Origin of the sequence: Micromonospora sp. CPCC 205561, from assembly GCF_036906775.1 — a bacterium.
Classification (GTDB): domain Bacteria; phylum Actinomycetota; class Actinomycetes; order Mycobacteriales; family Micromonosporaceae; genus Micromonospora.
Window position 1 is genome coordinate 1 of record NZ_JBAKHV010000070.1, and the last position, 24754, is coordinate 24754.

At 75.1% G+C, this 24754-nt stretch carries 22 protein-coding genes and 1 pseudogene; 7 read left to right on the forward strand and 16 right to left on the reverse strand.

Going from position 1 to position 24754, the window contains the following annotated elements:
- The coding region (smc, locus tag V6V16_RS25075; RefSeq protein ID WP_334565862.1) for a chromosome segregation protein SMC at positions 1-2533 on the reverse strand (2533 nt) is incomplete at its 3' end.
- Between the two features lie 337 nt (positions 2534-2870).
- Positions 2871-3065 carry a hypothetical protein gene (locus V6V16_RS25080; protein ID WP_334565865.1) on the reverse strand — a complete coding sequence of 65 codons (195 nt, stop codon included), beginning with the start codon at positions 3063-3065 and terminating at the stop codon, positions 2871-2873.
- Between the two features lie 371 nt (positions 3066-3436).
- On the opposite strand from V6V16_RS25080, the gene V6V16_RS25085 reads away from it, so the two are divergent.
- On the forward strand, positions 3437-4546 hold the full coding sequence (locus tag V6V16_RS25085) for a CAP domain-containing protein (RefSeq protein ID WP_334565867.1): 1110 nt from the start codon (positions 3437-3439) through the stop codon (positions 4544-4546).
- A 104-nt stretch (positions 4547-4650) separates the two neighbouring features.
- Positions 4651-5493: an endo alpha-1,4 polygalactosaminidase gene (locus tag V6V16_RS25090; RefSeq protein ID WP_334565868.1), complete on the forward strand. Its 843-nt coding sequence runs from the start codon at positions 4651-4653 to the stop codon at positions 5491-5493.
- Between the two features lie 72 nt (positions 5494-5565).
- Here V6V16_RS25090 and V6V16_RS25095 read toward each other — a convergent pair whose 3' ends face one another.
- The 9 genes and pseudogenes from V6V16_RS25095 to rsmD all read right to left on the reverse strand — a co-directional run.
- Positions 5566-7785, reverse strand: a complete 2220-nt coding sequence (locus V6V16_RS25095; protein ID WP_334565869.1) for an MMPL family transporter — start codon at positions 7783-7785, stop codon at positions 5566-5568.
- A 219-nt stretch (positions 7786-8004) separates the two neighbouring features.
- Positions 8005-8862 (reverse strand): bifunctional DNA-formamidopyrimidine glycosylase/DNA-(apurinic or apyrimidinic site) lyase, encoded by an 858-nt coding sequence (gene mutM / locus V6V16_RS25100; RefSeq protein WP_334565871.1) that lies wholly within the window; start codon positions 8860-8862, stop codon positions 8005-8007.
- Complete coding sequence (gene rnc, locus V6V16_RS25105) at positions 8855-9661, reverse strand: ribonuclease III (protein ID WP_334565873.1); 807 nt, start codon at positions 9659-9661, stop codon at positions 8855-8857. Before rnc ends, mutM begins: the two co-directional genes overlap by 8 nt.
- Complete coding sequence (locus tag V6V16_RS25110) at positions 9658-10653, reverse strand: phosphate acyltransferase PlsX (protein WP_334565876.1); 996 nt, start codon at positions 10651-10653, stop codon at positions 9658-9660. Before V6V16_RS25110 ends, rnc begins: the two co-directional genes overlap by 4 nt.
- A 114-nt stretch (positions 10654-10767) precedes the next feature.
- On the reverse strand, positions 10768-10941 hold the full coding sequence (gene rpmF / locus V6V16_RS25115) for a 50S ribosomal protein L32 (RefSeq protein ID WP_018786309.1): 174 nt from the start codon (positions 10939-10941) through the stop codon (positions 10768-10770).
- Between the two features lie 5 nt (positions 10942-10946).
- Positions 10947-11510, reverse strand: a complete 564-nt coding sequence (locus V6V16_RS25120; protein ID WP_334565881.1) for a YceD family protein — start codon at positions 11508-11510, stop codon at positions 10947-10949.
- 109 nt (positions 11511-11619) lie between these two features.
- Positions 11620-12117, reverse strand: a complete 498-nt coding sequence (locus tag V6V16_RS25125; protein WP_334565883.1) for a hypothetical protein — start codon at positions 12115-12117, stop codon at positions 11620-11622.
- Positions 12118-12429: 312 nt separating this feature from the next.
- A complete protein-coding gene (gene coaD, locus V6V16_RS25130; RefSeq protein ID WP_334565885.1) occupies positions 12430-12918 on the reverse strand; it encodes a pantetheine-phosphate adenylyltransferase in 489 nt (162 codons plus the stop codon).
- Positions 12915-13487 (reverse strand): annotated as a pseudogene (rsmD, locus tag V6V16_RS25135) (16S rRNA (guanine(966)-N(2))-methyltransferase RsmD); the annotation flags it as partial. The pseudogene rsmD and the gene coaD, both read right to left, overlap by 4 nt.
- Positions 13488-13795: 308 nt before the next feature.
- Here rsmD and V6V16_RS25140 point away from each other — a divergent pair.
- A complete protein-coding gene (locus tag V6V16_RS25140) occupies positions 13796-15040 on the forward strand; it encodes a hypothetical protein (protein ID WP_334565887.1) in 1245 nt (414 codons plus the stop codon).
- Between the two features lie 132 nt (positions 15041-15172).
- Here V6V16_RS25140 and recG read toward each other — a convergent pair whose 3' ends face one another.
- Positions 15173-17377 carry an ATP-dependent DNA helicase RecG gene (recG, locus tag V6V16_RS25145; RefSeq protein ID WP_334565890.1) on the reverse strand — a complete coding sequence of 735 codons (2205 nt, stop codon included), beginning with the start codon at positions 17375-17377 and terminating at the stop codon, positions 15173-15175.
- On the reverse strand, positions 17374-18996 hold the full coding sequence (locus V6V16_RS25150) for a DAK2 domain-containing protein (protein ID WP_334565893.1): 1623 nt from the start codon (positions 18994-18996) through the stop codon (positions 17374-17376). Before V6V16_RS25150 ends, recG begins: the two co-directional genes overlap by 4 nt.
- Before the next feature lie 232 nt (positions 18997-19228).
- Between V6V16_RS25150 and rpmB the strand changes: the two genes are divergently transcribed.
- Positions 19229-19420 carry a 50S ribosomal protein L28 gene (gene rpmB, locus V6V16_RS25155; protein WP_334565896.1) on the forward strand — a complete coding sequence of 64 codons (192 nt, stop codon included), beginning with the start codon at positions 19229-19231 and terminating at the stop codon, positions 19418-19420.
- Between the two features lie 138 nt (positions 19421-19558).
- Here rpmB and V6V16_RS25160 read toward each other — a convergent pair whose 3' ends face one another.
- Both V6V16_RS25160 and V6V16_RS25165 read right to left on the reverse strand, forming a co-directional pair.
- Positions 19559-20026 carry a GNAT family N-acetyltransferase gene (locus tag V6V16_RS25160; RefSeq protein ID WP_334565898.1) on the reverse strand — a complete coding sequence of 156 codons (468 nt, stop codon included), beginning with the start codon at positions 20024-20026 and terminating at the stop codon, positions 19559-19561.
- A 28-nt stretch (positions 20027-20054) separates the two neighbouring features.
- On the reverse strand, positions 20055-20993 hold the full coding sequence (locus V6V16_RS25165; protein ID WP_334565900.1) for a thiamine-phosphate kinase: 939 nt from the start codon (positions 20991-20993) through the stop codon (positions 20055-20057).
- A gap of 122 nt (positions 20994-21115) precedes the next feature.
- Here V6V16_RS25165 and V6V16_RS25170 point away from each other — a divergent pair, with 122 nt between their 5' ends.
- Positions 21116-21349: an Lrp/AsnC ligand binding domain-containing protein gene (locus V6V16_RS25170; protein WP_089001579.1), complete on the forward strand. Its 234-nt coding sequence runs from the start codon at positions 21116-21118 to the stop codon at positions 21347-21349.
- A 24-nt stretch (positions 21350-21373) separates the two neighbouring features.
- Positions 21374-21982 (forward strand): DUF3515 family protein, encoded by a 609-nt coding sequence (locus V6V16_RS25175; RefSeq protein WP_334565901.1) that lies wholly within the window; start codon positions 21374-21376, stop codon positions 21980-21982.
- Positions 21983-22075: 93 nt separating this feature from the next.
- On the opposite strand, the gene V6V16_RS25180 is transcribed toward V6V16_RS25175, so the two are convergent.
- A complete protein-coding gene (locus V6V16_RS25180; RefSeq protein WP_334565906.1) occupies positions 22076-23182 on the reverse strand; it encodes a D-alanine--D-alanine ligase family protein in 1107 nt (368 codons plus the stop codon).
- A 203-nt stretch (positions 23183-23385) separates the two neighbouring features.
- On the opposite strand from V6V16_RS25180, the gene V6V16_RS25185 reads away from it, so the two are divergent.
- The gene (locus tag V6V16_RS25185) at positions 23386-24669 is read left to right on the forward strand and encodes an ATP-binding protein (RefSeq protein WP_334565903.1); all 1284 of its coding nucleotides are present in this window, start codon (positions 23386-23388) and stop codon (positions 24667-24669) included.
- Positions 24670-24754 lie beyond the last annotated feature (85 nt).

Below are 24754 nucleotides of genomic sequence, written 5' to 3' on the forward strand. Positions count from 1 at the left end.
CCCGGGCCCGCGCCGCCCGCCGCGCCGCGGCGCGTTCGCGCGCGGCCCGCTCGGCCGTGGCCTGCCGGCGCAGCGAGTCCGCGCGGCCGGCGATCGAGGAGACCCGCTCCTCGGCGGTACGCACCGCGAGCCGGACCTCCATCTCGTTCTGCCGCGCCTGCGGCACCATCGCGGCGAGCTGGTCGCGTTCCTCGCTGGAGGGTTCCGCGTCGACCGGGGTCTCCTCGGCCAGCCGCAGCCGCTCCTCCAGCTCGGCCAGGGTCAGCAGGTCCCGTTCCCGGGCCGCCTCCGCCCGGGAACGGGACTCGCCGAGCCGGTCGGTCTCGGCCTTCGCCGAGCGGGCCGCCGCGCCCAGCTCGGCCAGGCGGCGGGCGGCGGCGTTGCGGTGGCTCTCCGCCTCCCGCCTGGCGGCGGCGGCGTGCTGCACCGCCTCCTTGGCCGCGGCCACCTCGGCGCGGGCGTCGGTCAGCTGCTCGCGCAGCTCCGCGCCGCTCCGCTCGGCGGCGAGCCGGTTGGACCGGGCCTCCTCGACGGCCGCCTGCACCTCGATGAAGCTGGGCGCCTTGGCCGACCCGCCGGCCGCCGCGTACGCGCCCACGACGTCCCCGTCCGGGGTGACCGCGCGCAGCTCCGGGTTGCCGGCGACGACCTCGGCCGCCGCGGCGAGATCGTCGACCAGCACCACGTCGCGCAGTGCCCGGTGCACCGCCGGCCGGATCTGCGGCGAGCACTCCACCAGGTCGGGCGCCCAGCGGGCGGTGTCGGGCAGCTTCGGACGCAACGCGTCGGCGGGGCCGTCCATGCCGGGGCCGGCGGGGCTGCCGACCAGCAGGCCGGCGCGGCCGGCGTCGGAGATCTTCAGCAGCCGCATGGCCTCGACGGCCTCGTCGACGCCGCTGACGGCGACGGCGTCGGCGAGCCCGCCCAGCGCGGCGGCGAGCGCAGCCTCCTGCCCGGGGGCGACGGTGAGCAGCCCGGCCAGGCTGCCGAGCAGGCCCGGGACCTCGCCGGCGCGGGCCAGCAGCGCCCCCGCACCGTCCTTGCGGCGCAGGCCGAGGGCGAGCGCCTCCTCCCGGGCCTTCCAGGTGGCGGCGTCCTTCTCCGCCGCGCGCTCGGCGTCGGTCAGCGACCGCACGGTGGCCTGCGCCCGTTCCTGGACGGCGACCGCCTCGGCGTGCCGGGCGTCGAGGTCGGCGTTGTCCCGGTCCGCCTCGGTGGACTGCTCGGCGACCGCGTCGAGCTCGGCCTGCGCCTGCTCGGCCCGGGCCAGCGCGTCGGCGTGCGCGACGGCGAGGCGTTCGATCTCCTCGCCGGCGCTGGTCGTGCGGGCCCGGGCGGAGTTGACCTGGCCGGTCAGCCGGGCCAGCCCCTCCCGCCGGTCGGCGATCGCCTTGGCCGCGGCCACCAGCTCGCGCTCCGCCGCGGCGAGCTGCCGTTCCAGCTCCTGGCGGTGCTCGACGGCCTCGGCCAGCCGGATCTGGTCGTCGGTGAGCGCGGCGCGCAGCTCCTCCTCCTGCTCACGGATCCGCTCGGCCTCGGCCTCCAGCTGGTCGGGATCGCGGCCGGGACGCTCGTCGTCCCCGACGGCGCTGAGGTGCCGCAGCCGCTCCCGGGCGAGCTGCTCGATGGAGCGGAACCGCTCGGACAGCGCGGAGAGCTTGTACCAGGTGTCCTGGGCGGCGGCCAGCAGCGGCGCGTCCTCGGCGAGGGCCGCCTCCAGCTCGGCCAGCCGCGCCTGCACCTCGGTGTGCTCGGCCTCGACCTGCACGCGCCGCTCGCGTACCGCCGTCTCGTCGGCGATCTCCCGGTCCAGGGTGGCGCGCAGGGTGGCCAGGTCGTCGGCGAGCAGCCGCAGCCGGGCGTCGCGCAGGTTCGCCTGGATGGCGGCGGCGCGGCGGGCCACCTCCGCCTGCCGTCCCAGCGGCTTGAGCTGGCGGCGCAGCTCGGCGGTGAGGTCGGTGAGCCGGTTGAGGTTGGTCTGCATCGCGTCGAGCTTCCGCAGCGCCTTCTCCTTGCGCTTGCGGTGCTTGAGGACGCCGGCCGCCTCCTCGATGAACGCGCGCCGGTCCTCCGGCTTGGCGTGCAGCATCCCGTCGAGCCGCCCCTGGCCGACGATGATGTGCATCTCCCGGCCGATGCCGGAGTCCGACAGCAGCTCCTGGATGTCGAGCAGCCGGCAGGAGTCGCCGTTGATCTCGTACTCGCTCTCGCCGGAGCGGAACATCCGGCGGGTGATCGACACCTCGGTGTACTCGATCGGCAGGGCGCCGTCGGTGTTGTCGATGGTGAGGGTCACCTCTGCCCGGCCCAGCGGGGCCCGGCCGGCGGTGCCGGCGAAGATGACGTCCTCCATCTTGCCGCCGCGCAGCGCCTTCGCGCCCTGTTCGCCGAGGACCCAGGCGATCGCGTCGACGACGTTGGACTTGCCGGAGCCGTTCGGGCCGACCACGCAGGTGATCCCGGGCTCCAGCTTCAGCGTCGTCGCGGAGGCGAAGGACTTGAAGCCCCGCACCGTCAGGCTCTTGAGATGCACCTTCTCGATCCTCGTCCGGTGGCCGCCGTACCGTCGCCGGCTGCGCGGAGCTTGGTGAACCCGCAGAGTAACCCGGGACCGGGGAACGTCGGGCACTCGACCCGCCCTGGTGACCGCCCGGGGCCGGGTCGGTGCGCCGGCCCGTCGGCGGGTCCCGCCCGGTCCGGCCCTCGCGGCGTCGGGCCGGGCCGCACCGGACCGCTCGCCCGCGCGCGGTGCCGGGGCGGGTCAGATCGCGGATCGCGACCGGCGCGACGGGTGCGGACAGAGCTGCGCGCCGGCACAGAAGTGTCGGCGCGCTTTTTGCGTGATGCTATTCAGTTTTGCGTTTCGGAGATCAGGTCAGCGCGGGCTCGGCCAGACGGAGCAGATCGTCCGCCTCCGCCGCAGCCGCCGCGAGCCGATCGTTCTCGGCACGCAGCCGCGTGATCTCGAACTCCAGAGCCCGAACCGTGGAACGCAGTCGGGTGACCTCGTCGAGCAGACGCCGATCGGGCGCTGCGCCTACGTGGCCGTACAGGGCCTTAGCCATGATGACTCCTTGATATGCGCTGCCGGAAAGGCCGGCCAACGCGCGCCCAGGTGTACGCGGCTGTCACCCCAGACGATTCTGGGCATGACCGGGCGCGACTGGCGACACCTACATATTGAGCCGACACCCCCTCCTTCGTCAAGTTCTCGCAGGCCGTAGATCATTTCCACGTCGACCTGTCCACTTGTCGGGGGGCTGCCACAAGGCGCGGACACACACTGTCCGGACGCCCTCACTCTACGCCCCGGATCCCCGGAAGTCCCTCCCCCGCCGCCCACCTCCCCTTAACTCTTTCTTAGCCGCGTTGCCGCTGCTCGCGCCCGCCACGTAGCGTCACCCCGGCCCGCAACCGACCCCGTGGAGGCAGAGGCGTGTACGGCTGGACCGACCCGAACCATCCGGACGACGCCCCCCGGCGCCCCGAGCAGCCGTTCGACGAGCAGCCGCCGGCCTGGCTGACCGACCGCCCGGAACCGAGGTCGGCGTACCTGTTCGGTGACGACCCGGACCGGCCCGAGGACGAGTGGCACCGGGACCGGCCGACCGCGCGCTGGCAGCCCGAGCCCGCCCCGCCGCCCCCCGCCCGGCGGGCCGCTCCCGCCGAGCCGGCCACGGGTTGGCGACCCGGGCCCGCCGAGCCGTCCGCGGGTTGGCAGCCCGGGCCCGCCGCGGACCGGCGGACCGAGCCGGGCGACGGCCGGAGCGCCGAGCCCGCCCCGGTCATCGCCGAGGGTCGGCACCGCTCCCGCCGCCGGCTGTCGCGCCCCGCGCTGATCGGCGGCGCCGCCATGGCCGCCACGCTGGTGGTCAGCCTCGGCGTCGGCGCGGTCGCGTTGATCGGCGACGGGCCGGAGACCGACCCCTCCGCCGCCGTCGACACGGCCGCCGCCCCGGTGCCGCCGGCAGCCGAGCAGACGCCCGGCGACCCGGCCCCGACCACCCCGAGCGCCGCGCCGACCACCGCGAAGCCCACCCCCTCGGCCACCCGGACCGCCAGGCCCACGCCGTCGCGTTCCACCGCGCCCTCCCGGCGCCACACCGAGCGGAGCACGCCCCCCGCCGGCGGCGGGACGAAGGCCCCGGTCGGGAGCGCCGGCGTCAGCGGCCCGGCCCGCGAGGTGGTCAACCTCGTCAACGCCGAGCGGGCCAAGGCCGGCTGCGGCGCGCTGAGCGTCGACGACAAGCTGACCACCGCGGCCCAGCGGCACAGCCAGGACCAGGCCGACCACCGGAAAATGTCGCACACCGGCAGCGACGGCAGCGACGTCGGGGACCGGCTGGACCGGGTCGGTTACTCCTGGCGCACCTACGGCGAGAACGTCGCCTGGAACCAGCAGACGCCGGCCGCCGTCATGGACGCCTGGATGAACAGCTCCGGCCACCGGGCCAACATCCTGAACTGCGCCTTCACCGAGATCGGCGTCGGCGTGGCGAGCAGCAACGGGCCGTACTGGACGCAGGTCTTCGCCGCGCCGCGCTGAACGCGAGTCGTCGCCGGGGCCGGGCTCGTTTGACCGGGTGAGGTACGCCGACGCGGCGTACCCGCCTCGGGCGGTGTGGACCGCCCGCGACCCGGGAGCTGCCGATGCGGATCCGGCCCCGTACGCGCGCCGTCGGGCGGGGCCTGCGCGCGGCCCTGCCGGCGGGTGTCGCGGTCGCGCTGCTGGCGGTGGGCTCCGGCTGCCGGGTGGAGCTCACCCCGCCGGGCGCCCCGACCACCTGGCCGACGGCGTCGACCGGTCGGTGGCAGTGGCAGTGGCAGCTCAGCGGCGTGCTGGACCCGACCGTCGACGCCGACGTCTTCCTGCTCGACCCGGTCGCCACCACCGCCGCCCAGACCACCGAGCTGCGCTCCCGCGACCGCCGGCTGGTCTGCCAGGTGCACGTCGGCTCCGTGCTGCCGACCGACCCGGACGCGGACCGCTTCCCCGCCGCCGTGCGGGGCACCGCGTCCCGCCGTCCGCAGGGCCGGTGGCTCGACGTACGGCAGTGGGAGGTCCTGCGCCCGGTGCTGGCCGACCGGTTCCGGCTCTGCCGGGGCAAGGGCTTCGGGGCCGTCGCGCTGGCCGACGCCGACGGGTACGCCCACCGCTCCGGTTTCCCGCTGGGCTTCGACGACCAGCTGCGGTTCAACCGCCGGCTCGCGGAGCTGGCCCGCTCGCTGGGCCTCTCCCCCGGCCTGGTCAACGACGTGGCGCAGGTGGAGGCCCTCGCCCCGGACTTCGACTTCGCCGTCAACGAGGAGTGCGTACGGCTGGCGCAGTGCGCCAGGCTGCTGCCGTTCGTCGAGGCGGGCAAGCCGGTGTTCCACGTCGAGTACGCCGGCTCCACCACGGACTTCTGCGTCACCACGGTCGGCTACGGCCTCTCCTCGATCCGCAAGGAACGCGAGCTGGACGCGTGGCGGCTCCCCTGCCCGGTGCCCTGACCCGCCGCCAGCGGCCCCCGCCCGCGCGGCGGGGGTCGGGCCGCGGCGCGGCCCGGCCCCCGGGCGGGTCCGTCAGCGGGAGCCGACCAGCTCCGGGGCCGGCGCCGGCGGGTCCGCCGGCGCCGGGGCGGGGCGGGCCCGCAGGAACCGCGGCGCCCACCAGTTCGCGTCCCCCAGCATGGTCATCAGCGCCGGCAGCACCACCGCGCGGATGATCGTGGCGTCCAGCAGGATCGCCGCCGCCAGCCCCACGCCGAGCTGCTTCATGTCGATCGTGCTCAGGCTGGCGAAGATCGCGAAGACGCCGACCATCACGATCGCCGCGCTGGTCACCACGCCCGCCGACGAGGTGATGCCGTACGCCACCGCGTCCCGGTTCGACATGCCGGCCCGGACGCCCTCGCGGATCCGGCTGACCACGAAGACGTGGTAGTCCATGGACAGTCCGAAGAGCACCACGAAGAGGAAGAGCGGCAGCCAGGTGACGATCGCGCCCATCGACGTGAAGCCCAGCAGTCCCTCGGCCCACTCGCCCTGGAAGACCAGCACCAGCAGCCCGTACGCGGCGCCGGCGGAGAGCAGGTTCAGCAGGATCGAGCTGAGCGCGATCACCACCGAGCGGAAGGTCAGCACCATCACCAGGAACGTCAACACCAGCACGAAGCCGATCACGACGGGCAGCTTCGACCAGACGTGCCGGGCGTAGTCCTCGCTGGCGGCGACGCCGCCGCCGACCGCGTACTCCACACCGGGCACCCCGCCGAGCGCGGCCGGGACGAGATCGGCGCGCAGCCGTTCCAGCGAGCGGACCGCCTCGTCGGTGCGGCTGGCGTAGGGGGTGGCCACCTCCAGCACCGACACCCGCCGGTCGGCGGACACCTCGATCTTCGGGCCGCCCGCCTCGGTGGGCGCGAAGAGCGGGTCGGCCGAGGCCCGGCCGGCCAGTTCGGTCAGGGCCGCCCCGACCCGCTCCGCCTCGGCGGCCGGCGCCCGGACCGCCACGGTGTGGCTGGTGCCGTTGCTCGGGAACGCGGCGGTCAGCCGGTCGTACGCCTGCATGGCGGGCGTGCTGCGGGGCAGGTCCTCCATGCCGGGGAACTTCAGCTTCATGCCCAGCGCGGGCGCGGCCAGGACGAGCAGCAGCCCGACCGAGATCACCAGGGTGGCCACGGGCGCCCGCAGCGCGGGCCGCAGCACGGCCGGCCAGAAGCGGGGCGCGACCGGCTCGCCGTGCCGCCCGGTACGCGGAGCGGTGAGCCGCCACAGCAGCGGCACCCGGGGCCGGTCGACCCAGCGGCCGAGCTTGGCCAGCAGGGCCGGCAGCACGGTCAGCGAGCCGGTCACGGCCACCGCGACCACCAGGATCGAGCCCACCGCGAGGGAGGAGAAGACCACGTCGCCCGCGAGCAGCAGCCCGGCCATCGAGATGATCACGGCGAAGCCGGAGACCACGACGGCGTGGCCGGACGTCTCGGCCGCGATCTCCACCGCGTCCAGGCCGGAGCGTCCCCGCGCCCGTTCCTCCCGCTCGCGCCGCACGTAGAACAGCGAGTAGTCGACCCCGACCGCCATGCCGATCAGCAGGATCACGCTGGCCGTCGTGTCGGTCGCCGGCACCAGGTGGGAGGCGAGGGTGGAGAGACCCATCGCGGCGGCGACCGAGGAGAGCGCCAGCAGCACCGGCACGCCGGCGGCGATCAGCGCCCCGAACGCGATGATCAGGATGGCCAGGGTGACCGGCAGGCTGAGCAGCTCGGCGCGCTTGAAGTCGGCGCCGAGCGTGTCGTCCAGCGCCTTGCTGATCGACGGCCCGCCGACCTGCTCGACGCGCAGCCCCGGGTGCCCGTCCTGCACCCCCGCGGTGGCGTCCCGCAGCGGCCCCACCCGCTCCGAGGCGGTCTCCGGGTCGCCGGCCATCGTGACGGGCAGCAGCAGCGCGGAGCCGTCCCCGGCGGTGACCGGCTCGCCGACCGAGGCGACACCGGTCACCGAGCGCAGCCGGGTCGCCGCGTCGTCGGCCGCCGCCTTCGCGGCGGCGGGGTCGAGCGTGCCGCCGCGCGGCGTGATCAGGACGTTCTCCACGGCCGGGTCGTCGAACCCGCCGGCGTCCACGATCAGTCCCGCCCGGCCCGACTCGCCGATGGCCTGGTCGGCGTCCGTGGCCTCGTTGAGGCCGGCGGCGCTGCCGCCGACGAAGCAGACCGCCACGAACACCACCCACAGCGCGATGGCCCGCCACGGGTGCTCCGCGCTCCACCGCGCCAACCGCACCGTCACCGGTCTCGACCCCATCGCGGTTCCCCCTGTCACGTCAGCCGTGTCGACGGCTCGACGCTATGGGCCGGACGGACCCGGGAGCATCAGGGAACGGCCCTGGCCGGGCCCCGAGCCGGTGCGCGCGCCCCCGCTGGCGGCCCGGTCGGCGAGGCGGGCCGAAACGGACCGTCCGGGGAGGACCTTCCCGGAGCGGCCTGGCCGACGCGCCGCGGGCGACCCGGACGCCGCTCGGGGTCAACCCCGAAGGGATCCCCGAGGGCGGGGCTGGCAGCGCGGGCAGCTGTAGGACGAACGGTTCATGAACGCCTCCCGGCGGACGGGGGCGCCGCAGCGGCGGCACGGCAGCCCCTCCCGGCCGTAGACGTTCAGCGCGCGGTCGAAGTAGCCGCTCTCCCCGTTGACGTTGACGTAGAGGGCGTCGAAGCTGGTGCCACCCTCGCTGATCGCCTCGCCGAGGACGTCCCGGACGTGGCCCAGCAGCCGCAGCGCGGCCGGCCCCGTCAGTGCGTCGGTGGGGCGCGCCCCGTGCAGTCTCGCCCGCCACAGGGCCTCGTCGGCGTAGATGTTCCCCACCCCGGAGATGAGCGTCTGGTCCAGCAGCGCCCGCTTGACCTCCGTACGCCGCCGGCGCAGGGCGGCGACGAACGCCGCGTCGGAGAACTGGGGGTCCATCGGGTCCCGCGCGATGTGCGCGATCTCCGCCGGCAGCTCCGCTCCACCGGCGGAGACCGCCAGCCCGCCGAACGTGCGCTGGTCGACGAAGCGCAGCTCGGGACCCTCGTCGCTGAAGCGGAAGCGGACCCGCAGGTGCGTCTCGTCGGGCGCGTCGGCCGGCTGCACCAACAGCTGGCCCGACATGCCGAGGTGCCCGATCACCGCGTCGCCGCTGTCCAGCGGCAGCCACAGGTACTTGCCGCGCCGGCGCGCGTCGAGCACCGTACGCCCGGCCAGCACGTCGGCGAAGTGCCCGCCGCCGGGCGAATGCCGGCGCACCGCGCGGGGGTGGCGCACCTCGACGGTGGAGATCCGCCGGCCGGTGACCCACCGGGCCAGCCCTTGCCGGACCGTCTCGACCTCTGGCAGCTCAGGCACGCCCCAGGCCCGCCTCGGCTCCCGCGGTCGCGTCCTCGGCCCCCGCGGTGGCCTCCTCGACCGCCGCCCGCGCCGCCCGCTCCCGCTCCGCCTGCTCGGTGAGCGTCCGCCAGGCCGCCTCCGCGGCCCGCTGCTCGGCCTCCTTCTTGCTCCGCCCGTCGGCCCCGCCGTAACGGTTGCCGGCGACCACCACCCAGGCGGTGAAGGTCTTGAGGTGGTCCGGTCCGGTGCCCTCGATGCGGTACTCGGGCACGCCGAGACCGAGCGCCGCGGTCAGCTCCTGGAGGCTGGTCTTCCAGTCCAGCGCCGCGCCCCGCCCGGCCGACTCGGCCATCAACGGGTCGAAGAGCCGGTGGATGACTATCGCCGCGGTGTCCAGCCCGTACTGGAGGTAGATCGCGCCGAGCAGCGCCTCCAGGGTGTCGGCGAGGATGCTCGCCTTGTCCCGGCCGCCGGTGGTCTCCTCGCCCTTGCCGAGCAGCAGGTAGGCGCCGAGGCCGTCCGGGCCGAGGCCGCGGGCCACGTCGGCGAGGGCCCGCATGTTGACCACGCTGGCGCGCAGCTTGGCCAGCTGCCCCTCGGGCAGGTCGGGGTGGTTGTGGAAGAGCGCGGTGGTGATCACCACACCGAGCACCGAGTCGCCCAGGAACTCCAGCCGCTCGTTCGTGGGCAGGCCCCCGTTCTCGTACGCGTACGAGCGGTGGGTCAGCGCGCGCTCCAGCAGCTCCGGGTCCAGGCTGATGCCGAACGCGGATTCCAGGTGACCGACGGACGCCCGCCGCCGCTTGTCGTTGCTCATGATGTGGGTACCTCGGTGTCGATGGTGCGGTCGGTGCTTTCCTCACGGGCGCCCGCCTCGACGCCGTCGAGCAACGCGCGGACCTGGTCGGCGGCCCGGCGCCGCCAGAGATGGGCGGCCAGCGCGATGCCGGAGGCGACGTCCTCGCCCCGGGCGGCACCGTGGCAGACCACCACCGTCCCCGCCACCCCGAGCAGGGCGGCCGCCCGCGGCGCGCCACCGCCGGGCGGGGGCCCACCGGCCATCGCGTACGCGCCCTCGATCGCCTTGAGCAGCACGTTACCGGTGAACCCGTCGGTGACCACCACATCGGCGCGCGCGCCGAGCGAGACGTCGTACCCCTCGACGAGACCGACGTAGCGGCCGGCGCAGGGCAGCGACGCGGCGGCGAGGACGGGGTCGGCGAGCCGGCGGGCACGGTCGCCCTTGCCGGCCTCGGTGCCCACCGACAGCAGCCCCACGCGGGGGGCCTCGACGGCGTGCGCCACCGCCGCGTAGGCGGCACCGAGCACCGCGTGGCGGGCCAGGGTGGCCGGACGCGGCTCCAGCGAGCCGCCGACGTCGAGCAGGACGACCGGACCGGCGACGGCCGGCAGGGTGGCGACCAGCGCGGGACGGCGTACGCCCGGCCAGCGGCCCAGCCCGAGCGCGACGGCGGTCACGGTGGCGCCGGTCGAGCCCGCGGAGACGAGCGCGTCGGCGAGGCCGTCGCGCACGGCGTGCACGGCGGCGCGGACGGTGCTGTCGGCGCGGGCGGCCACGGGGTGGTCGGCCATGCCGACGACGGTGCGGACCGGCCGGACGGCGACCCGGGCGCGCTGCGCCGGGTCGAGGGCGCGGATCAGCACGCCGGCGGCCTCGGCCGGACCGACGAGCAGCAGGTGCAGGTCCGGGTCGGCGCGCACGGCTCGCAGAGCGCCGTCAACCACGACGGCGGGAGCGTCGTCCCCGCCGAGGAGGTCAACGGCGATCCGCGCGGTGCCCGACTCCACCGGAACGCCGGCCGGAACAGGCCGGCCGGCGTCGGAGGGAGCCGGGGCACCGGGCGACTGCCAGGGTGCGCGCGCCGCCCGACCAGCGGTCGGGGGCGTCACTCGGCGTCCAGGTCAGACCTCGAGGACCTGGCGGCCGTTGTAGGTGCCGCAGACGGAGCAGGCGGCGTGCGGCAGCTTGGCGGACTTGCACTGCGGGCAGGCCACGGTCGCGACCACGGTCGCCTTCCAGTTCGCCCGGCGGGCGCGGGTGTTGCTGCGCGACATCTTGCGCTTGGGGACGGCCACGGTTCCTACTCCTCTTTACGGTTCAGTTGCGACAGGCCCGCCCAACGCGGGTCGATCTGCTCGTGACTGTGGTCGGCCGGCAGATCGTCCCAGTGCACCCCGCAGTCGGGGCACAGGCCTGGGCAGTCCTCCCGGCAGAGCGGGTTGGTCGGCAGTGCGAGCACCACCGCGTCCCGCAGCGCCGGCTCCAGGTCGATCAGGTCGCCCTGCATCCGGCCCACCTCGTCCTCGTCGGTCGTGGTGTCCGTGGTGCTGTTCTCGTACGCGTACAGCTCCTGGATCCGCACGGTCAGCGAGTCGTCGATCTCGCGTAGGCAGCGACCGCACTCGCCCCGGACGGGACCGCTGACGGTCCCCGAGACGAGCACGCCCTCGGACACCGACTCCAACCTCAGATCGAGGTCGAGGTCCGCGCCCTCCGGCACGCTGATCATCTCCCCACCGAGGTCCGCCGGTGCCGGGGACACCCGCTTGACCGTACGCAACGCACCAGGTCGGCGCGGCAGCTCCCTCGTGTCGAGGACCAGCGGCGACCTGGGGTTGAGTGTCGATGGCGTGTGTTTGGGCATAGTCAGACTCCGGCCGGTGAGAGGCCGACAAAAAAGGTTACCTGGACGACCGCCGGACCGTCGAACCGGGGGCGACGCCCGCCCCGTCTGTCGGCTGGTGAGGTGCCGCTCAGAAGGGTAGCGGGCGTTCCGCCTCGTCCCCACCGAAGGTGCCGATCTCGCGCAGCGCGTGCATCTTGTCCCGGCCGCGCTCGATCGAGGCCAGCGCCCGGGTGAGGAACTGCTCGAAGTTGGCCAGCGCGGTGTCGACGTAGTCGTCGACCTCCTCGCGCAGGCGCTGCGCCTCGGCCCGGGCCTCCGCGATGATCCGCGCGCCCTCGTGCTCGGCGGAGACCGTGATCTCGTTCACCGAGACCAGCCGGGCGTGTTCCGCCTCACCCTCGCTGATGATCCGGTCGGCCTCCCGCTTGCCGGCCTCCATGATCTTGTCCCGCTCCTCCAGCAGCGCGGCGGCCCGGCGCAGGTCGGCGGGGAGTTCGGCGCGCATCTCGTCGAGGATCGCGATGAACTCGCCCCGGTCGACCATGCAGTTGTTGCGCGACATCGGGACGGAGCGCGCCTGCTCCACCATGGTGATCAGTTCGTCGATGCGATCGAGCGGGTCCACCGGTACCTCACTCCTGTCGTTCGTCGGGCCGACCTACATGATGCGGGCTGCGGCCGGTTTCCCGCTTCACCCATCATGTCGCGCCCCGACCACACCGCGCCGCTCCCCCCGGCCCGGCGCGTCGCGTGCGACGTGGCGCGACGCCGCCGGCGCGGGGCGCCCGCCGGACCCGCCCGTCGTCCGCGCGGCGGGAGGGGACGGGCACGTCGACGCCCGCCACGGGCCGGGCGGCCGGAGCCGACCCGGCACGGCGGGCGGGCCGCCGGAGGCCGGCCGGCGGAGCGGCGACGCGGCGGTCGGACGCGGTGGAGGTCAGTCGCGGGGCGGCGGGGCGAGGCGGGCCCGCAACTCCTCGCGGACCCGGTCGGGGACGTGCGCGGAGATGTCGCCGCCCCACTTCGCCACGTCCTTCACCAGGCTGGAGGAGAGGAACGAGTAGAGCGGGTTGGTCGGCATGAACAGCGTCTCGACGCCGGCCAGGCCGATGTTCATCTGCGCCATCTGCAGCTCGTAGTCGAAGTCGCTGACCGCCCGCAGGCCCTTGATCAGCACGCTCGCCTGCTGCGCCCGGCAGAAGTCGACCAGCAGGCCGCGGAACGACTCGACCCGGACGTTCTCGTAGGAGGCGGTCACCTCGCGGAGCATGTCGATCCGCTCCTCGACGGTGAACAGGCCGCTCTTCGACTGGTTCACCAGCACGCCCACGATCACCTCGTCGAACAGCCGGCTCGCCCGGCCGACGATGTCGAGGTGCCCGTTGGTGACCGGATCGAACGAGCCGGGACACACCGCACGTCTCATGATCGGCGACCGTACCAAAGGGTGGTCTCGCCGTACCGGCGGCTGCGCTCGCCGGTGACGCCCTCGACCCAGGCGACCGGGCCGGTGCGGGTGGAACGCTCCACCACCACCAGGGCGTCCGGGGCCAGCCAGCCGTTGTCGCGCAGGGCCGCCAGCATCGCGGTGATCTCCGCGTCCGGCGCCGCGTAGGGCGGGTCGGCGAAGACGACGTCGAACGGGTCGCCGTCCGGGCCACCCGCCAGCACCGTGCCGACCCTGCCGGTGACCAGCCGGGCGGCCGGGCCCGCCCGCAGCGCCGCCACGTTCTCCCGGATCACCCGGGCCGCCCGGGCGTCCGACTCCACCAGCAGCACGTGCGCGGCGCCCCGGGAGAGCGCCTCCAGGCCGACCGCGCCGGAGCCGGCGTAGAGGTCGGCGAAGCGCGACCCCGCCAGGTCGACCTCGGCCTGCACGGCGCTGAACAACGCCTCCCGCACCCGGTCGGACGTGGGCCGGGTCCCGGCGCCGGGCGGCGCGACGATCCGACGCCCGCCGAGCGCCCCGGCCACGATCCGGGTCACCGTCTCCTCCTGCTCATGGACCCGACGCTACGCGACGCGACGGCGGGCGGCGCCGACACGGTACGTACCTGAGACCGCGCCGCGTGATCACTGAGTGTGTATCGATGATCTCGCATTCATAACAACTACCTCGGCCCCTGCTGAGCGCTGTGCCCCGCGCGGCGATCTCGCTAGGGTCTGCCGGTGCCGGCGGGTCGCCCGCCGGCCCGACGGCACGAGAGGGCGCCCGCATCGCCCGCGCGCTCGGCCAAAGAGCCCGCCCGACCGCCCCTTCCGCGCCGATCCCTGACGCTTCCTCACACCCCCCGGGAGTACGCGTGATCCGTCCCCCGCTGTCGCCACGGCGACCGCTCACCGTGGCAGCCGCCGCCCTGGCCGGTCTCCTCACGGCGTTCGCGGTCTCGTCGCCGGCGATCGCCACCAACCCGTCGCCCTCGGCCTCGGCGAGCGTGACCGCCACCCCCCAGCCGACCGGCTCGCCCTCCTCCGGAGGGCCCGCCTGCGTCAGCGCCGCCGACGCCCGCTACACCCACACGTTCGACGGGCCGAAGGGCGAGGCGTCGATCACGCTCACCAACGGCCCGCTCTGCGAGGGTGAGAAGCAGGACTTCGCACTGGTGTCGTACGTGGCGCCGTCGGCGAAGTTCGCCGTCCCGCAGTACCTGTTCGACAAGTCGGTTAAGGCCTTCACGTCCGTGCCGGACGGCGAGATCGGCACCGTCGCCAAGCTGGAGTTCAAGGTCGCCGTACCGACCTGCTTCACCCAGGTCGACTTCGTCTTCGGCAGCGAGATCATCGACCCGCTGGTCGAGGGCGGCAAGCGCTACGACAACCGCAAGGTCGGCAGCTCCTCCGGCATCGGCTCCCGCTCCGAGGGCCCGGCCGCCTGGTACAACGGCGGCGAGGGCACCTGCGCGGCCGAGCCGGCCGTCGAGGTCACGTACGAGTGCGACGGCACCGCGCGGCTCACGCTGGTCAACCGGGGCAACGTGTCGGCGGTCTTCGCCGTCACCGGCAGCGGCGAGTTCGCCGAGAAGGTCACCGTCGCGGCGGGCAAGTTCGAGAAGCTCAAGCTGACCGACGCGCAGGCCAAGGAGATCACCGTCGCGGCCGAGGGCATGGAGACCTGGAAGGGCGGCTGGAAGCAGCCCGAGGACTGCCAGCAGCCGGAGGTCGGCGAGCCGACCACCTCGTACGCCACCACCTGCGAGGAGCTGACCCTCAAGGTGGTCAACCCGGCGAACGGCATCAGCCTCACCTCCACCTTCACCCCGAGCACCGGCGAGCCGAAGACCGTGACCTTCGAGCCGGGCAGCACGAAGACCGTGACGTTCCCGGCCTCCGCAGGGCTCAGCGTCGCCGTCACCGGTGACCTGGAGTCGGAGAAGCCGATCAAGTGGACCGCCCCCAAGGGCGGCTGCGACGAGGGCGGCCAGGGTGGCGGCCTGCCGGTCACCGGCGCGGCGGCCGGCGGCATCGCCGCCGGCGCGATCGCCCTGCTCGCCCTGGGCGCGGTGCTCTTCGTCATCGCCCGCCGGCGTCGGGTGCGCTTCACCGCCTGAGCCGAACCGGACTGACCGCTGAGGGCGCGCCGACCGAAGGGTCGGCGCGCCCTCGGCCCTTCTCCGGGGCCGGCGCCGTCGCGCCGGTGCGCCCGCTCGGCCCGACGGCCGAGCCGGACGGCCCGCCCGGCGTCAGCCCTTCTCCAGGTACTCCGCGCGTTCCTCGTCGACCAGGGCCGCCACCGAGGCGGCCAGCGCCGGGTGCCGGGCCAGCTCCGGATCCTCCTCCACCAGGGCGATCGCCTCGGCCCGGGCGTCGCGGATCAGGTCGGCGTCGCGCAGCAGCGAGAGCAGCCGCAGGTGCGAACGGCGACCCGACTGGGTGGCCCCCAGCACGTCGCCCTCCCGGCGCTGCTCCAGATCCAGTTCGGCCAGTTTGAAGCCGTCGGTGGTGGAGGCCACCGCGTCCAGCCGCTCCCGCGCCGGCGTGCCCTCCATCGCCTCGGTCACCAGCAGGCAGAGCCCGGCGGCGGAGCCCCGGCCGACCCGGCCGCGCAGCTGGTGCAGCTGGGAGACGCCGAACCGGTCCGCGTCGAGCACGATCATCACGGTCGCGTTCGGCACGTTGACGCCCACCTCGACCACGGTCGTGGCGACCAGCACGTCGACGTCGCCGGCGGCGAAGGAACGCATCACCGCGTCCTTCTCGTCGGCCGGCAGCCGACCGTGCAGCACGCCGATGCGCAGGCCGTGCAGGGGCCCCTCGGCGAGCAGCGGCGCCACCTCGGTGACCGCCATCGGGGGCCGGCGCCCGTTGTCGTCCTCCGGCGGCGGCTCCTCCTCGCTCGCCGGGCCGTCGCCGATGCGCGGGCAGACCACGTACGCCTGATGGCCGGCGGCCACCTCCTCGCGCAGCCGGCGCCAGGCCCGGTCCAGGAAGGCCGGCTTCTCGGCGGCCGGGACGACGTGCGAGGCGATCGGCGACCGGCCCTGCGGCAGCTGGGAGAGGGTGGAGGTCTCCAGGTCGCCGTAGACGGTCATCGCCACCGTGCGCGGGATCGGGGTGGCCGTCATCACCAGCACGTGCGGCGGCTGCTCGGCCTTCGCGCGCAGCGCGTCGCGCTGCTCGACGCCGAACCGGTGCTGCTCGTCGACCACCACCAGGCCGAGGTCGGCGAAGTCGACGCCCTCGTAGAGCAGGGCGTGGGTGCCGAGCACGATGCCGGCGGCGCCGCTGGCGACCTCGGCCAGCGCGCGCCGGCGGGCCGCCGCGCCGAGCGAGCCGGTGACCAGCTCGACCCGGGTGGCGCCCTCGGCGGCGCCCAGCTCGCCGGCCCGACCCAGGGGGCCGAGCAGGTCGAGGATGCCCCGGTGGTGCTGCGCGGCGAGCACCTCGGTCGGGGCCAGCAGCGCGGCCTGCCCGCCCGCGTCGACAACCTGGAGCATCGCGCGCAGCGCGACCACCGTCTTGCCGGAGCCCACCTCGCCCTGGAGCAGCCGGTGCATCGGGTGGGCGGTCGCCAGGTCCGCCGCGATCTCCACACCCACGTCGCGCTGGCCGGGCGTCAGCTCGTAGGGCAGCCGGGCGTCGAACGCGTCGAGCAGGCCGCCGGGGGGCGCCGGGCGGGGCCGGGCCGGGTAGGCGGCGGCCCGGTGCTTGCGCTGCACCAGGGTGAGCTGCACGGCGAACGCCTCGTCCCACTTGAGCCGGTGCCGGGCCCGGTAGAGCGCCTCCTTGCTGGACGGTCGGTGGATCTCCCGCAGCGCCGGGCCGATGCCGCCGAGGTTGCGGCTCGCCCGCACGGTGGCGGGCAGCGGGTCCTCCGGTGGCGTGAAGGTGTCGAGCACCACCCGGACGCAGCGGGCGATCACCCAGGTGGGCACCGCCGCCGCGGCCGGGTAGACCGGGATCAGCGCGCCGGCGAACTCCTCGATCTCCTCGCTGGCCGCCACCTCCCCGTCGCCGCCCTCGCCGAGCAGGACGTACTCCGGGCCGTTGAGCTGGCGTCGGCCGCGGAACTCGGTGACCTTGCCGGCGAAGAGCCCCCACCGGCCGGGACGCAGCTCGCGCTCCCGCCAGGCCTGGTTGCCGAAGAACGTCAGCGTCAGGGTGCCGCCGGTGCCGTCGCCGACGGTCACCTCGAGCAGGTTGCCCCGGCGCTGGCGCATCGGGCGTACGGCGGTGCGCTGCACCTGGGCCAGCACGGTGGCCTGCTCGCCGACGTCGAGCGAGCGGATGTCGGTGTGCTCGCCGCGCTCGTCGTAGCGGCGCGGGAAGTGGTAGATCAGGTCGCCGGCGGTGTGCAGGTCGAGCTGCCCGGCCAGGGCCTTCGCGGTCTTCTCGCCGACCAGCTTCTTCAGCGGCGTGTCCACCGTGGACGGTTCGGACGTCGTCATTCGACCCCCACCAGGAGCGGATAGTGCGGCTGCCCGCCCTGGTACGCCTGCACCTCGACGAACGGCCAGCGCCGCCCGACGTGCTCGCGGACCGCCTCGGCCAGCCCGTCGGGTGCGTCGGCCCCCGAGAGCAGCGTGACCAGCTCGCCGCCGCCGCCGAGCATCCGGTCGACCACGGCGGCGCAGGTGTCGGTCAGGTCGGACCCGATCAGGTGCACCTCCCCCTCGACCAGCGCCAGCACGTCGCCGGGACGGCAGGGGCCGGCGACGGTGAGCGCCTCGCGGCGGGCGTAGCAGACCTCGGCGTAGCGGCAGGCGCCCGCCGCCTCGGCCATCGCGATGACGTCGTCCTCGAAGCGCCGCCCCGGGTCGCGTACGGCGAGCGCCGCGAGCGCCTGCACCGGCGAGCGGGTCGGCACGACGCTGACCCTGACGCCGAGCGCGTGCGCCTCCCGGGCGGCGGCGCTCGCCACCGCGTGGGTGTCGGGGTCGTTCGGGAGCACCACCACGCGGGCGGCCGCCGTGGCGCGGACCGCGTCCAGCAGCTCGCCGGTGGAGGGGTTGCCGGGCACGACCGTCGCTCCCTCGCCGGCGAAGAGCGCGGCGATGCCCGCCCCGGCGGCCACCACCACCGCCGCCCGGCCGTGCGGCTCACCGGGGGCGGGGGCCGCGGGCCGGGCCGGCTGGTCGGCGAAGCGGGTCACGGAGATACGGTGCGGCCGGCCGGCGACCACGCCCGCCTCGATCGCCGCGCCCACGTCGTCGACGTGCACGTGCACGTTCCAGGTGCCCGTGCCGGCGGCCCCGTCGCCGACGATCACCAGCGAGTCGCCCAGCGCGGCCAGCTCGCGCCGCAACGTGTCGACCGCGTCGGGGGCGGCGTCGAGCAGGTACTGCACCTCGTAGGCGTACTCCTGCGGGTCGGTGTGGGGCACGGCGCCGGCCGGCGGGCGGACCGGGCCCGGGGCGGGCGCCGGCCCCTCGGGGCTCTCCCCGGTGACGACCTCCACCAGCGCGTCGAGCAATACGCAGAGGCCCCGGCCGCCCGCGTCCACCACGCCGGCGCGGGCCAGCGCCGGAAGCTGCTCGGGGGTGCGGGCCAGCGCGCGCGCCGCCCCGCCCGCCGCCACGCGGGCGACCACGCGCAGGTCGTCGCTGTCCGCCCGCTCCGCCGCCTGGGCCGCCGCGGCGACGACGCTGAGCAGCGTGCCCTCGACGGGGCGGGCGACGGCGGCGTAGGCGGCCCCGGTGGCGTCGCGCAGGGCGGTGGCCAGCGCGCGCCCCCGCACGGCGGGCACCGCGGCGGCGGCGTCGGCGAAGCCGCGCAGGATCTGCGACAGGATCACCCCCGAATTGCCCCGCGCGCCCAGCAGCGCGCCCCTGGCCATCAGCCGCAGCGCGTGCCCGTGCGGGGTGGGGCCGTCCTCCGGGAGGGTGCCGCGGTCCATCGCCAGCGCCTGCTGGGCGGAGGTGAGGGTGAGCACCATGTTGGTGCCGGTGTCGCCGTCGGGCACCGGGTAGACGTTCAGGTCGTCGATCTCGCCCTGGTGCCGCCTGAGCGCCGCCAGCCCGCCCGCGCACCAACGGCGCACGGCGGCGGCGTCGAGGGTGTCCAGCACGGCGAGAAGCCTACTGGCGCGCACCGACACGCGCCGGGCTCGACGGAACGTGCCCCGGCGTGTCCGCCTGGCGCACCCGTTCCCGGGGGTCCGCCGCTCCCCCGCCCGCCGGCGCCGGGGCCCCCGGCCCGGGCCGGTTGGTCGGGGCCCCGGTCCATCGGGTAACCTGACCAGGTTGCCCGGGCAGCGCCTGGCGGCGACCTCATGAACGTTTCAATCCCAGGAGTATCCCGTGGCTAGCGTGTGCGACGTCTGTGGCAAGGGACCGGGCTTCGGCCACAACGTGTCCCACTCGCACCGGCGGACCAACCGCCGCTGGAACCCGAACATCCAGTCGGTGCGGACCCCGGCCGGTGGCGGCAACACCAAGAAGATCCAGGTCTGCACCTCCTGCATCAAGGCTGGCAAGGTCACCCGCGCCTGACGCGGCGGCCCCGACCTTCACACTCGTCACTGCCGGCGGGCCCCTGCGGTCCGCCGGCACTGTCGTGTCCGCCGGCGCGTCCGCTCGCCCCGGGCCGGCCGGCGCCGGAAGCCCGGACGGCTCCCGGCGCGGGACGGGTCAGAGCGGGCGACCGAACGAGATGCAGCCCGGGGCGTCCCGGTAGAAGCCGAAGTTCGGGATCCGTTCGTAGCCGGCCGCCGCGTACATGGCGATGGCCTCGGGCTGCCGGTCGCCGCACTCCAGGATGACCCGCTTGCGCCCCTGCTCCCGGGCCGAGCGCTCCACGGCCGCCAGCACCGCCCGGGCCACGCCCCGCCCCCGGGCGGCCGGGGCGGTGTACATCCGCTTCAGCTCGGCGGTGTCACCCTCGTCGCCGTGGCTGCGCCAGCCCCCGCAGCCGACCGGCTCGCCGCCGAGGTGGGCGACGAGGAAGGCCCCCGCGGGCGGCTCGAACTCGCCCGGGTCGACCGGGGTCTCGTCGCCGCTGCCGCCGTACCTCGCGCCGAGGTCGGCCAGCGCGGCGCGGATCAGCCGCTGCGCGACCGGCGAGTCGAAGCGCTCGGCGTGAATCTCGATCTCACTCACGGGTAAAGGGTACGACCCCTGGCGGGCCTTACCGAAAGTGGTCCCAGCCTGCGGGTCCGTCGTGCGGCCGGCCGTCGACCGTGACCCCCGAACCCGCCGTGACCCGGCCGACCGGCCGCCACTGCGGCGGCAGCGCCACCGCCGACGGGAAGGTCGCGGCCAGCGCGTGGTCCTCGCCACCGGCGAGGAGCCAGGTGTACGGGTCGACACCGAGGGCCTGGGCCGCGTCGCGCATCTGCGGGGGCACCTCGAAGGCGTCCCTGCGCACGTCGACGGCGACGCCGCTGGCCCTGGCGACGTGCCCGACGTCGGCGAGCAGCCCGTCCGAGACGTCGATCATGGCGGTGGCGCCGAGCCGGGCGGCGTGCGGCCCCGCCTCGTAGGGCACCTCGGGCCGCCGGTACGCCTCCACCAGCAGCCGGGGCGTGCGGAACCCCCGCGAGAGCACGGTCAGGCCGGCCGCCGCGTACCCGGTCCGTCCGGCCAGCGCCAGCACGTCCCCCGGCCGGGCACCCGCGCGCGTCACCGGCGCCCGGCCGGCGAGGTCGCCGAGTGCGGTGACCGCGATCGTCAAGGTCGGGCTGGCCGACATGTCCCCGCCGACCACGCTCGCGCCCACCTTCGCCGCCTCGGCGGCCAGCCCGTCGGCGAGTTCCTCGGCCCACCCGATCTCCAGCTCCGGCGGCATGCAGAGCGCGACCAGCAGCGCCGTCGGGCGCGCCCCCATCGCGGCGACGTCGGCCAGGTTCGCCGCCGCCGCCCGGTGGCCGACGTCACGCGCGCCGGACCAGTCCCGCCGGAAGTGCCGCCCCTCCACCAGCACGTCCGTCGAGGCCACCACCCGGGCGTCCGGGGCGGCCACCACCGCCGCGTCGTCGCCCGGACCGAGCAGCACGGTCGATCCGTACGACAACCGGGCGGTCACCCGGTCGATCAGGCCGAACTCGCCGACGTCCGCCACACTCATGCCGGCCCTCCGCCGTGTTCGCTCAACGCTTCTCCTTGACCACCGATAGGGATCAGACCTGGTCCGTAAGGTACTTTCTCCCTTCGGGCCGCTCCAGGGCGGCGACGGACGGAGGTCGAGTCGTGGTACAGGCGTACATCCTCATCCAGACCGAGGTCGGCCGGGCACGTGACGTGGCCGGTCTCATCTCGGACCTTGCCGGCGTGGTACGGGTCGACGCCGTCACCGGGCCCTACGACGTGGTCGTGCTCACCGAGGCGAACACCGTCGACGAGCTCGGCAAACTCATCGTCAGCAAGGTGCAGATGGTGCCCGGCATCACCCGCACCCTCACGTGTTCGGTGGTGCGCCTGTAGATGGACGAGAAGACCGACTCTGCCATGACCGATTCCGACCGTACGGCCGAGGCCCCCGCCCAGCCGACCCGCGACCGGACGACCCGGAGCGCGGCGCTGATCGCGACGCTGATCGCCCTGCCGATCACCGTGCTGGTGGGCGGCGTCGCCTTCGCCCAGCTCTCCCCCGACGAGCCGGCCGCCACGCCGAGCGCCTCCGCCACGAGCGCGGGGCCGCAGTCCACCGCGCCGGTCGAGATGGCCGCGCCGGCGCTGGCCGAACGGCCGACCGTGGTCTGCCGGGCCCTGCTCTCCCAGCTGCCGTCCACGGTCAACGACCTCGTGCAGCGCCCGGTCACCGCCGGCCCGGAGCAGAACGCCGCGTACGGCGACCCGGCCGTCACCGTCGCCTGCGGCGGGGCCGAGCCGGCCGTGGGCGACACCGACGACGTCTGGACGGTGAACAAGGTCTGTTGGTACGCCGTCGAGAAGTCCGACGTCACCGTGCTCACGACGCTCGACCGGGAGACCGCCGTGACGGTCCGGGTGCCGCGCTCCTACGGGCAGGGCCTGCAGTGGGTGGCCCCCGTCTCGGACACCATCGTGGCCTCGGTGCCCTCCAACGGCGACAAGCCGAGCGGCTGCCGGCGCTGATCCGCCCGCGCGCCCTGCCCGCCCCCCGCGCCCGCCGGTCGGCGGGGAAGGCCCCTCCCCCCTCATGCGCCGGGGAGGGGCCTCCGCGGTGGCTCAGTGCAGGCCGACGCCGCGGTGCAGGGCGGTGCGGATGAGGCGGTTGACGAGCTTCGGGTACTCCAGCCCCGCCGCCGCCCACATCCGGGGGAACATCGACGTCGGGGTGAAGCCCGGCATGGTGTTGATCTCGTTGAGGTAGACGTCCAGCTCCGGGGTGACGAAGAAGTCGACCCGGGCAAGGCCGGCGCAGTCGAGCGCGGTGAAGGCACGGACGGCGTACTCCTGGACCTGGCGGGTCACCCGCTCGGGCAGGCCGGCGGGGATGTCGTACTCGCAGGCGGACTCGGAGTCGATGTACTTCGCCTCGAAGTCGTAGAAGTCGTAGTCACCGACGACCCGGACCTCGGCCAGCACGGAGGCCTCCGGCGCGCCGCCGGCCTCCCCCTCCAGCACGCCGCACTCGATCTCGCGGCCGACAACCGCGCCCTCCACGAGCACCTTCGGGTCGATCTGCCGGGCGGTCGCCACCGCCGCGTCCAGGTCCGCCCAGTCGTCGACCTTGCTGATGCCGAAGGACGAACCGGCCCGCGACGGCTTCACGAAGACCGGCAGGCCGAGCCGCTCCTTGTCCGCCTCGCTCAGCGTCATCCCGTTGCGCAGCACCGCGTACGGCCCCACCGGGATGCCCTCGGCGGCACAGAGCTTCTTGGTGAACTCCTTGTCCATGGCGGCGGCGGAGGCGAAGACGTTCGCCCCGACGTAGGGGATGCCGGCCATCTCCAGCATGCCCTGGATGGTGCCGTCCTCGCCGTAGGCGCCGTGCAGCACCGGGAAGACCACGTCGACGTCGGCGAGCGCCCGGGGGCCCTCGGCGGGGTCGAGCACCATCAGCCCGTTGCCGGTCGGGTCGGCGCGCAGCACGATGTCGGTGCCGGACTCGGCGGTGATCTCCGGCAGCCGGCGCGCGTCGATCGCCAACAGGGCCGGGTCGCCGTCGGTCAGCACCCACTGACCGGCCCGGGTGATGCCCACCGGCACCACCTCGAACTCGTCGGGGTCGAGGGCGCCGAGCACGCTGCCCGCGCTGACGCAGGAGATGCCGTGCTCCGGGCTGCGGCCGCCGAAGACGATCGCCACGCGGGTCCTGCCTGGGGTGGTCACTCCGGTCACCTCTTCGTACGCGACTGCGGGGTCGGGGCGCTTCACCGGTTGACCTTACTGTGCGTGGCGAGGGCCGGAAGCCGATACCCGGGGGACGTCCGACGGACCGCGCAACCGGTCAGCGGGGGACATACGCAGCGTGACCGCCCGTCGGGCGATCCGGGGCGGTGACGGCGTCCGGGGCGCACTACGCTGCTCGTCCTATGAGCGCTGATCCCCTCATCGAGTCCCTCTCGGCGGCACTGGACGCCCGCCCCGACGACCTGCCGCTGCGGCTCCACCTCGCCTCGCTGCTGCTGGACGCCGGCCGGGCCGGGGAGGCGATCGCGCAGGTCGGGCAGGCCCTCGCCCGGGACCCGGGAAACGAGCAGGCGCAGGCGCTGATGCAGCGGGCGCTGGGCGGCGCCGTACCCGCGCCGCCGACGCCGCCCCCGACGGGCCCGCGACCGCCGGCGCAGCGACCGGCGCCGGCCGGCCCCGGCGGCGCCGCCGCGACCGCCGACCAGGATCCCCTCGCCGCCTACGAGCGGGAACTGGCCGACGTCGTGCCGCCACGCTTCGCCCGCTCCGGCGACGAACCCGAGCCGGTGGCCGGGCACGAGGACCGGGTGTACGACGTGGAGGCCTCCGGCGTCCGGCTGGCCGACGTGGGCGGCATGTCGGCGGTCAAGGAGCGGTTGGAGCTGGCCTTCCTCGGCCCGCTGCGCAATCCGGAACTGCGCAGGATGTACGGCAAGAGCCTGCGCGGCGGGCTGATGCTCTACGGCCCGCCCGGCTGCGGCAAGACGTTCCTGGCGCGGGCGGTCGCCGGCGAGATGGGCGCGAAGTTCATCTCCCTGTCCATCGTGGACGTGCTCGACATGTGGATGGGCAACTCGGAGCGCAACCTGCACGAGCTGTTCCAGGCGGCCCGCCGCAACGCGCCCTGCGTGCTCTTCCTCGACGAGGTCGACGCGCTGGGGCACAAGCGGTCACAGGTCGGCTCCAGCTCGATGCGGACGCTCGGCAACCAGCTGCTGGCCGAGCTGGACGGGATGGAGGGCAGCAACGAGGGGGTCTTCGTGCTGGCCGCCACCAACACGCCGTGGGACGTCGACCCGGCGCTACGCCGGCCGGGCCGCCTCGACCGGGTGGTGCTGGTGCTGCCGCCCGACGCCGAGGCGCGCCGCTCCATCCTGGAGTACCACCTGCGGGAACGGCCGATCGCGGGGATCGACCTGCGGAAGGTCGTGGCGGCCACCGAGGACTACTCGGGCGCCGACCTGGCCCACCTCTGCGAGACGGCCGCGGAGTTCGCGATGGCCGACTCGGTGCGCACGGGCGAGGTCCGGATGATCGAGCAGCGGGACCTGGAGCGGGCGGTGAAGGACGTCCGCCCCTCGACCCGGCCGTGGATGGCGACCGCCCGCAACGTGGCGATGTTCGCCAACGAGGGGGGCGTCTACGACGACCTGGTCGCCTACCTGAAGCGGCGCCGGATGCTGTGACGCCGGACGGCCCGGCGGGGCGCCGGGCCGCGCCTCCCGCCGGGCCGCGCCTCCCGCCGGGCCGCGCCTCCCGCCGGGCCGCGCC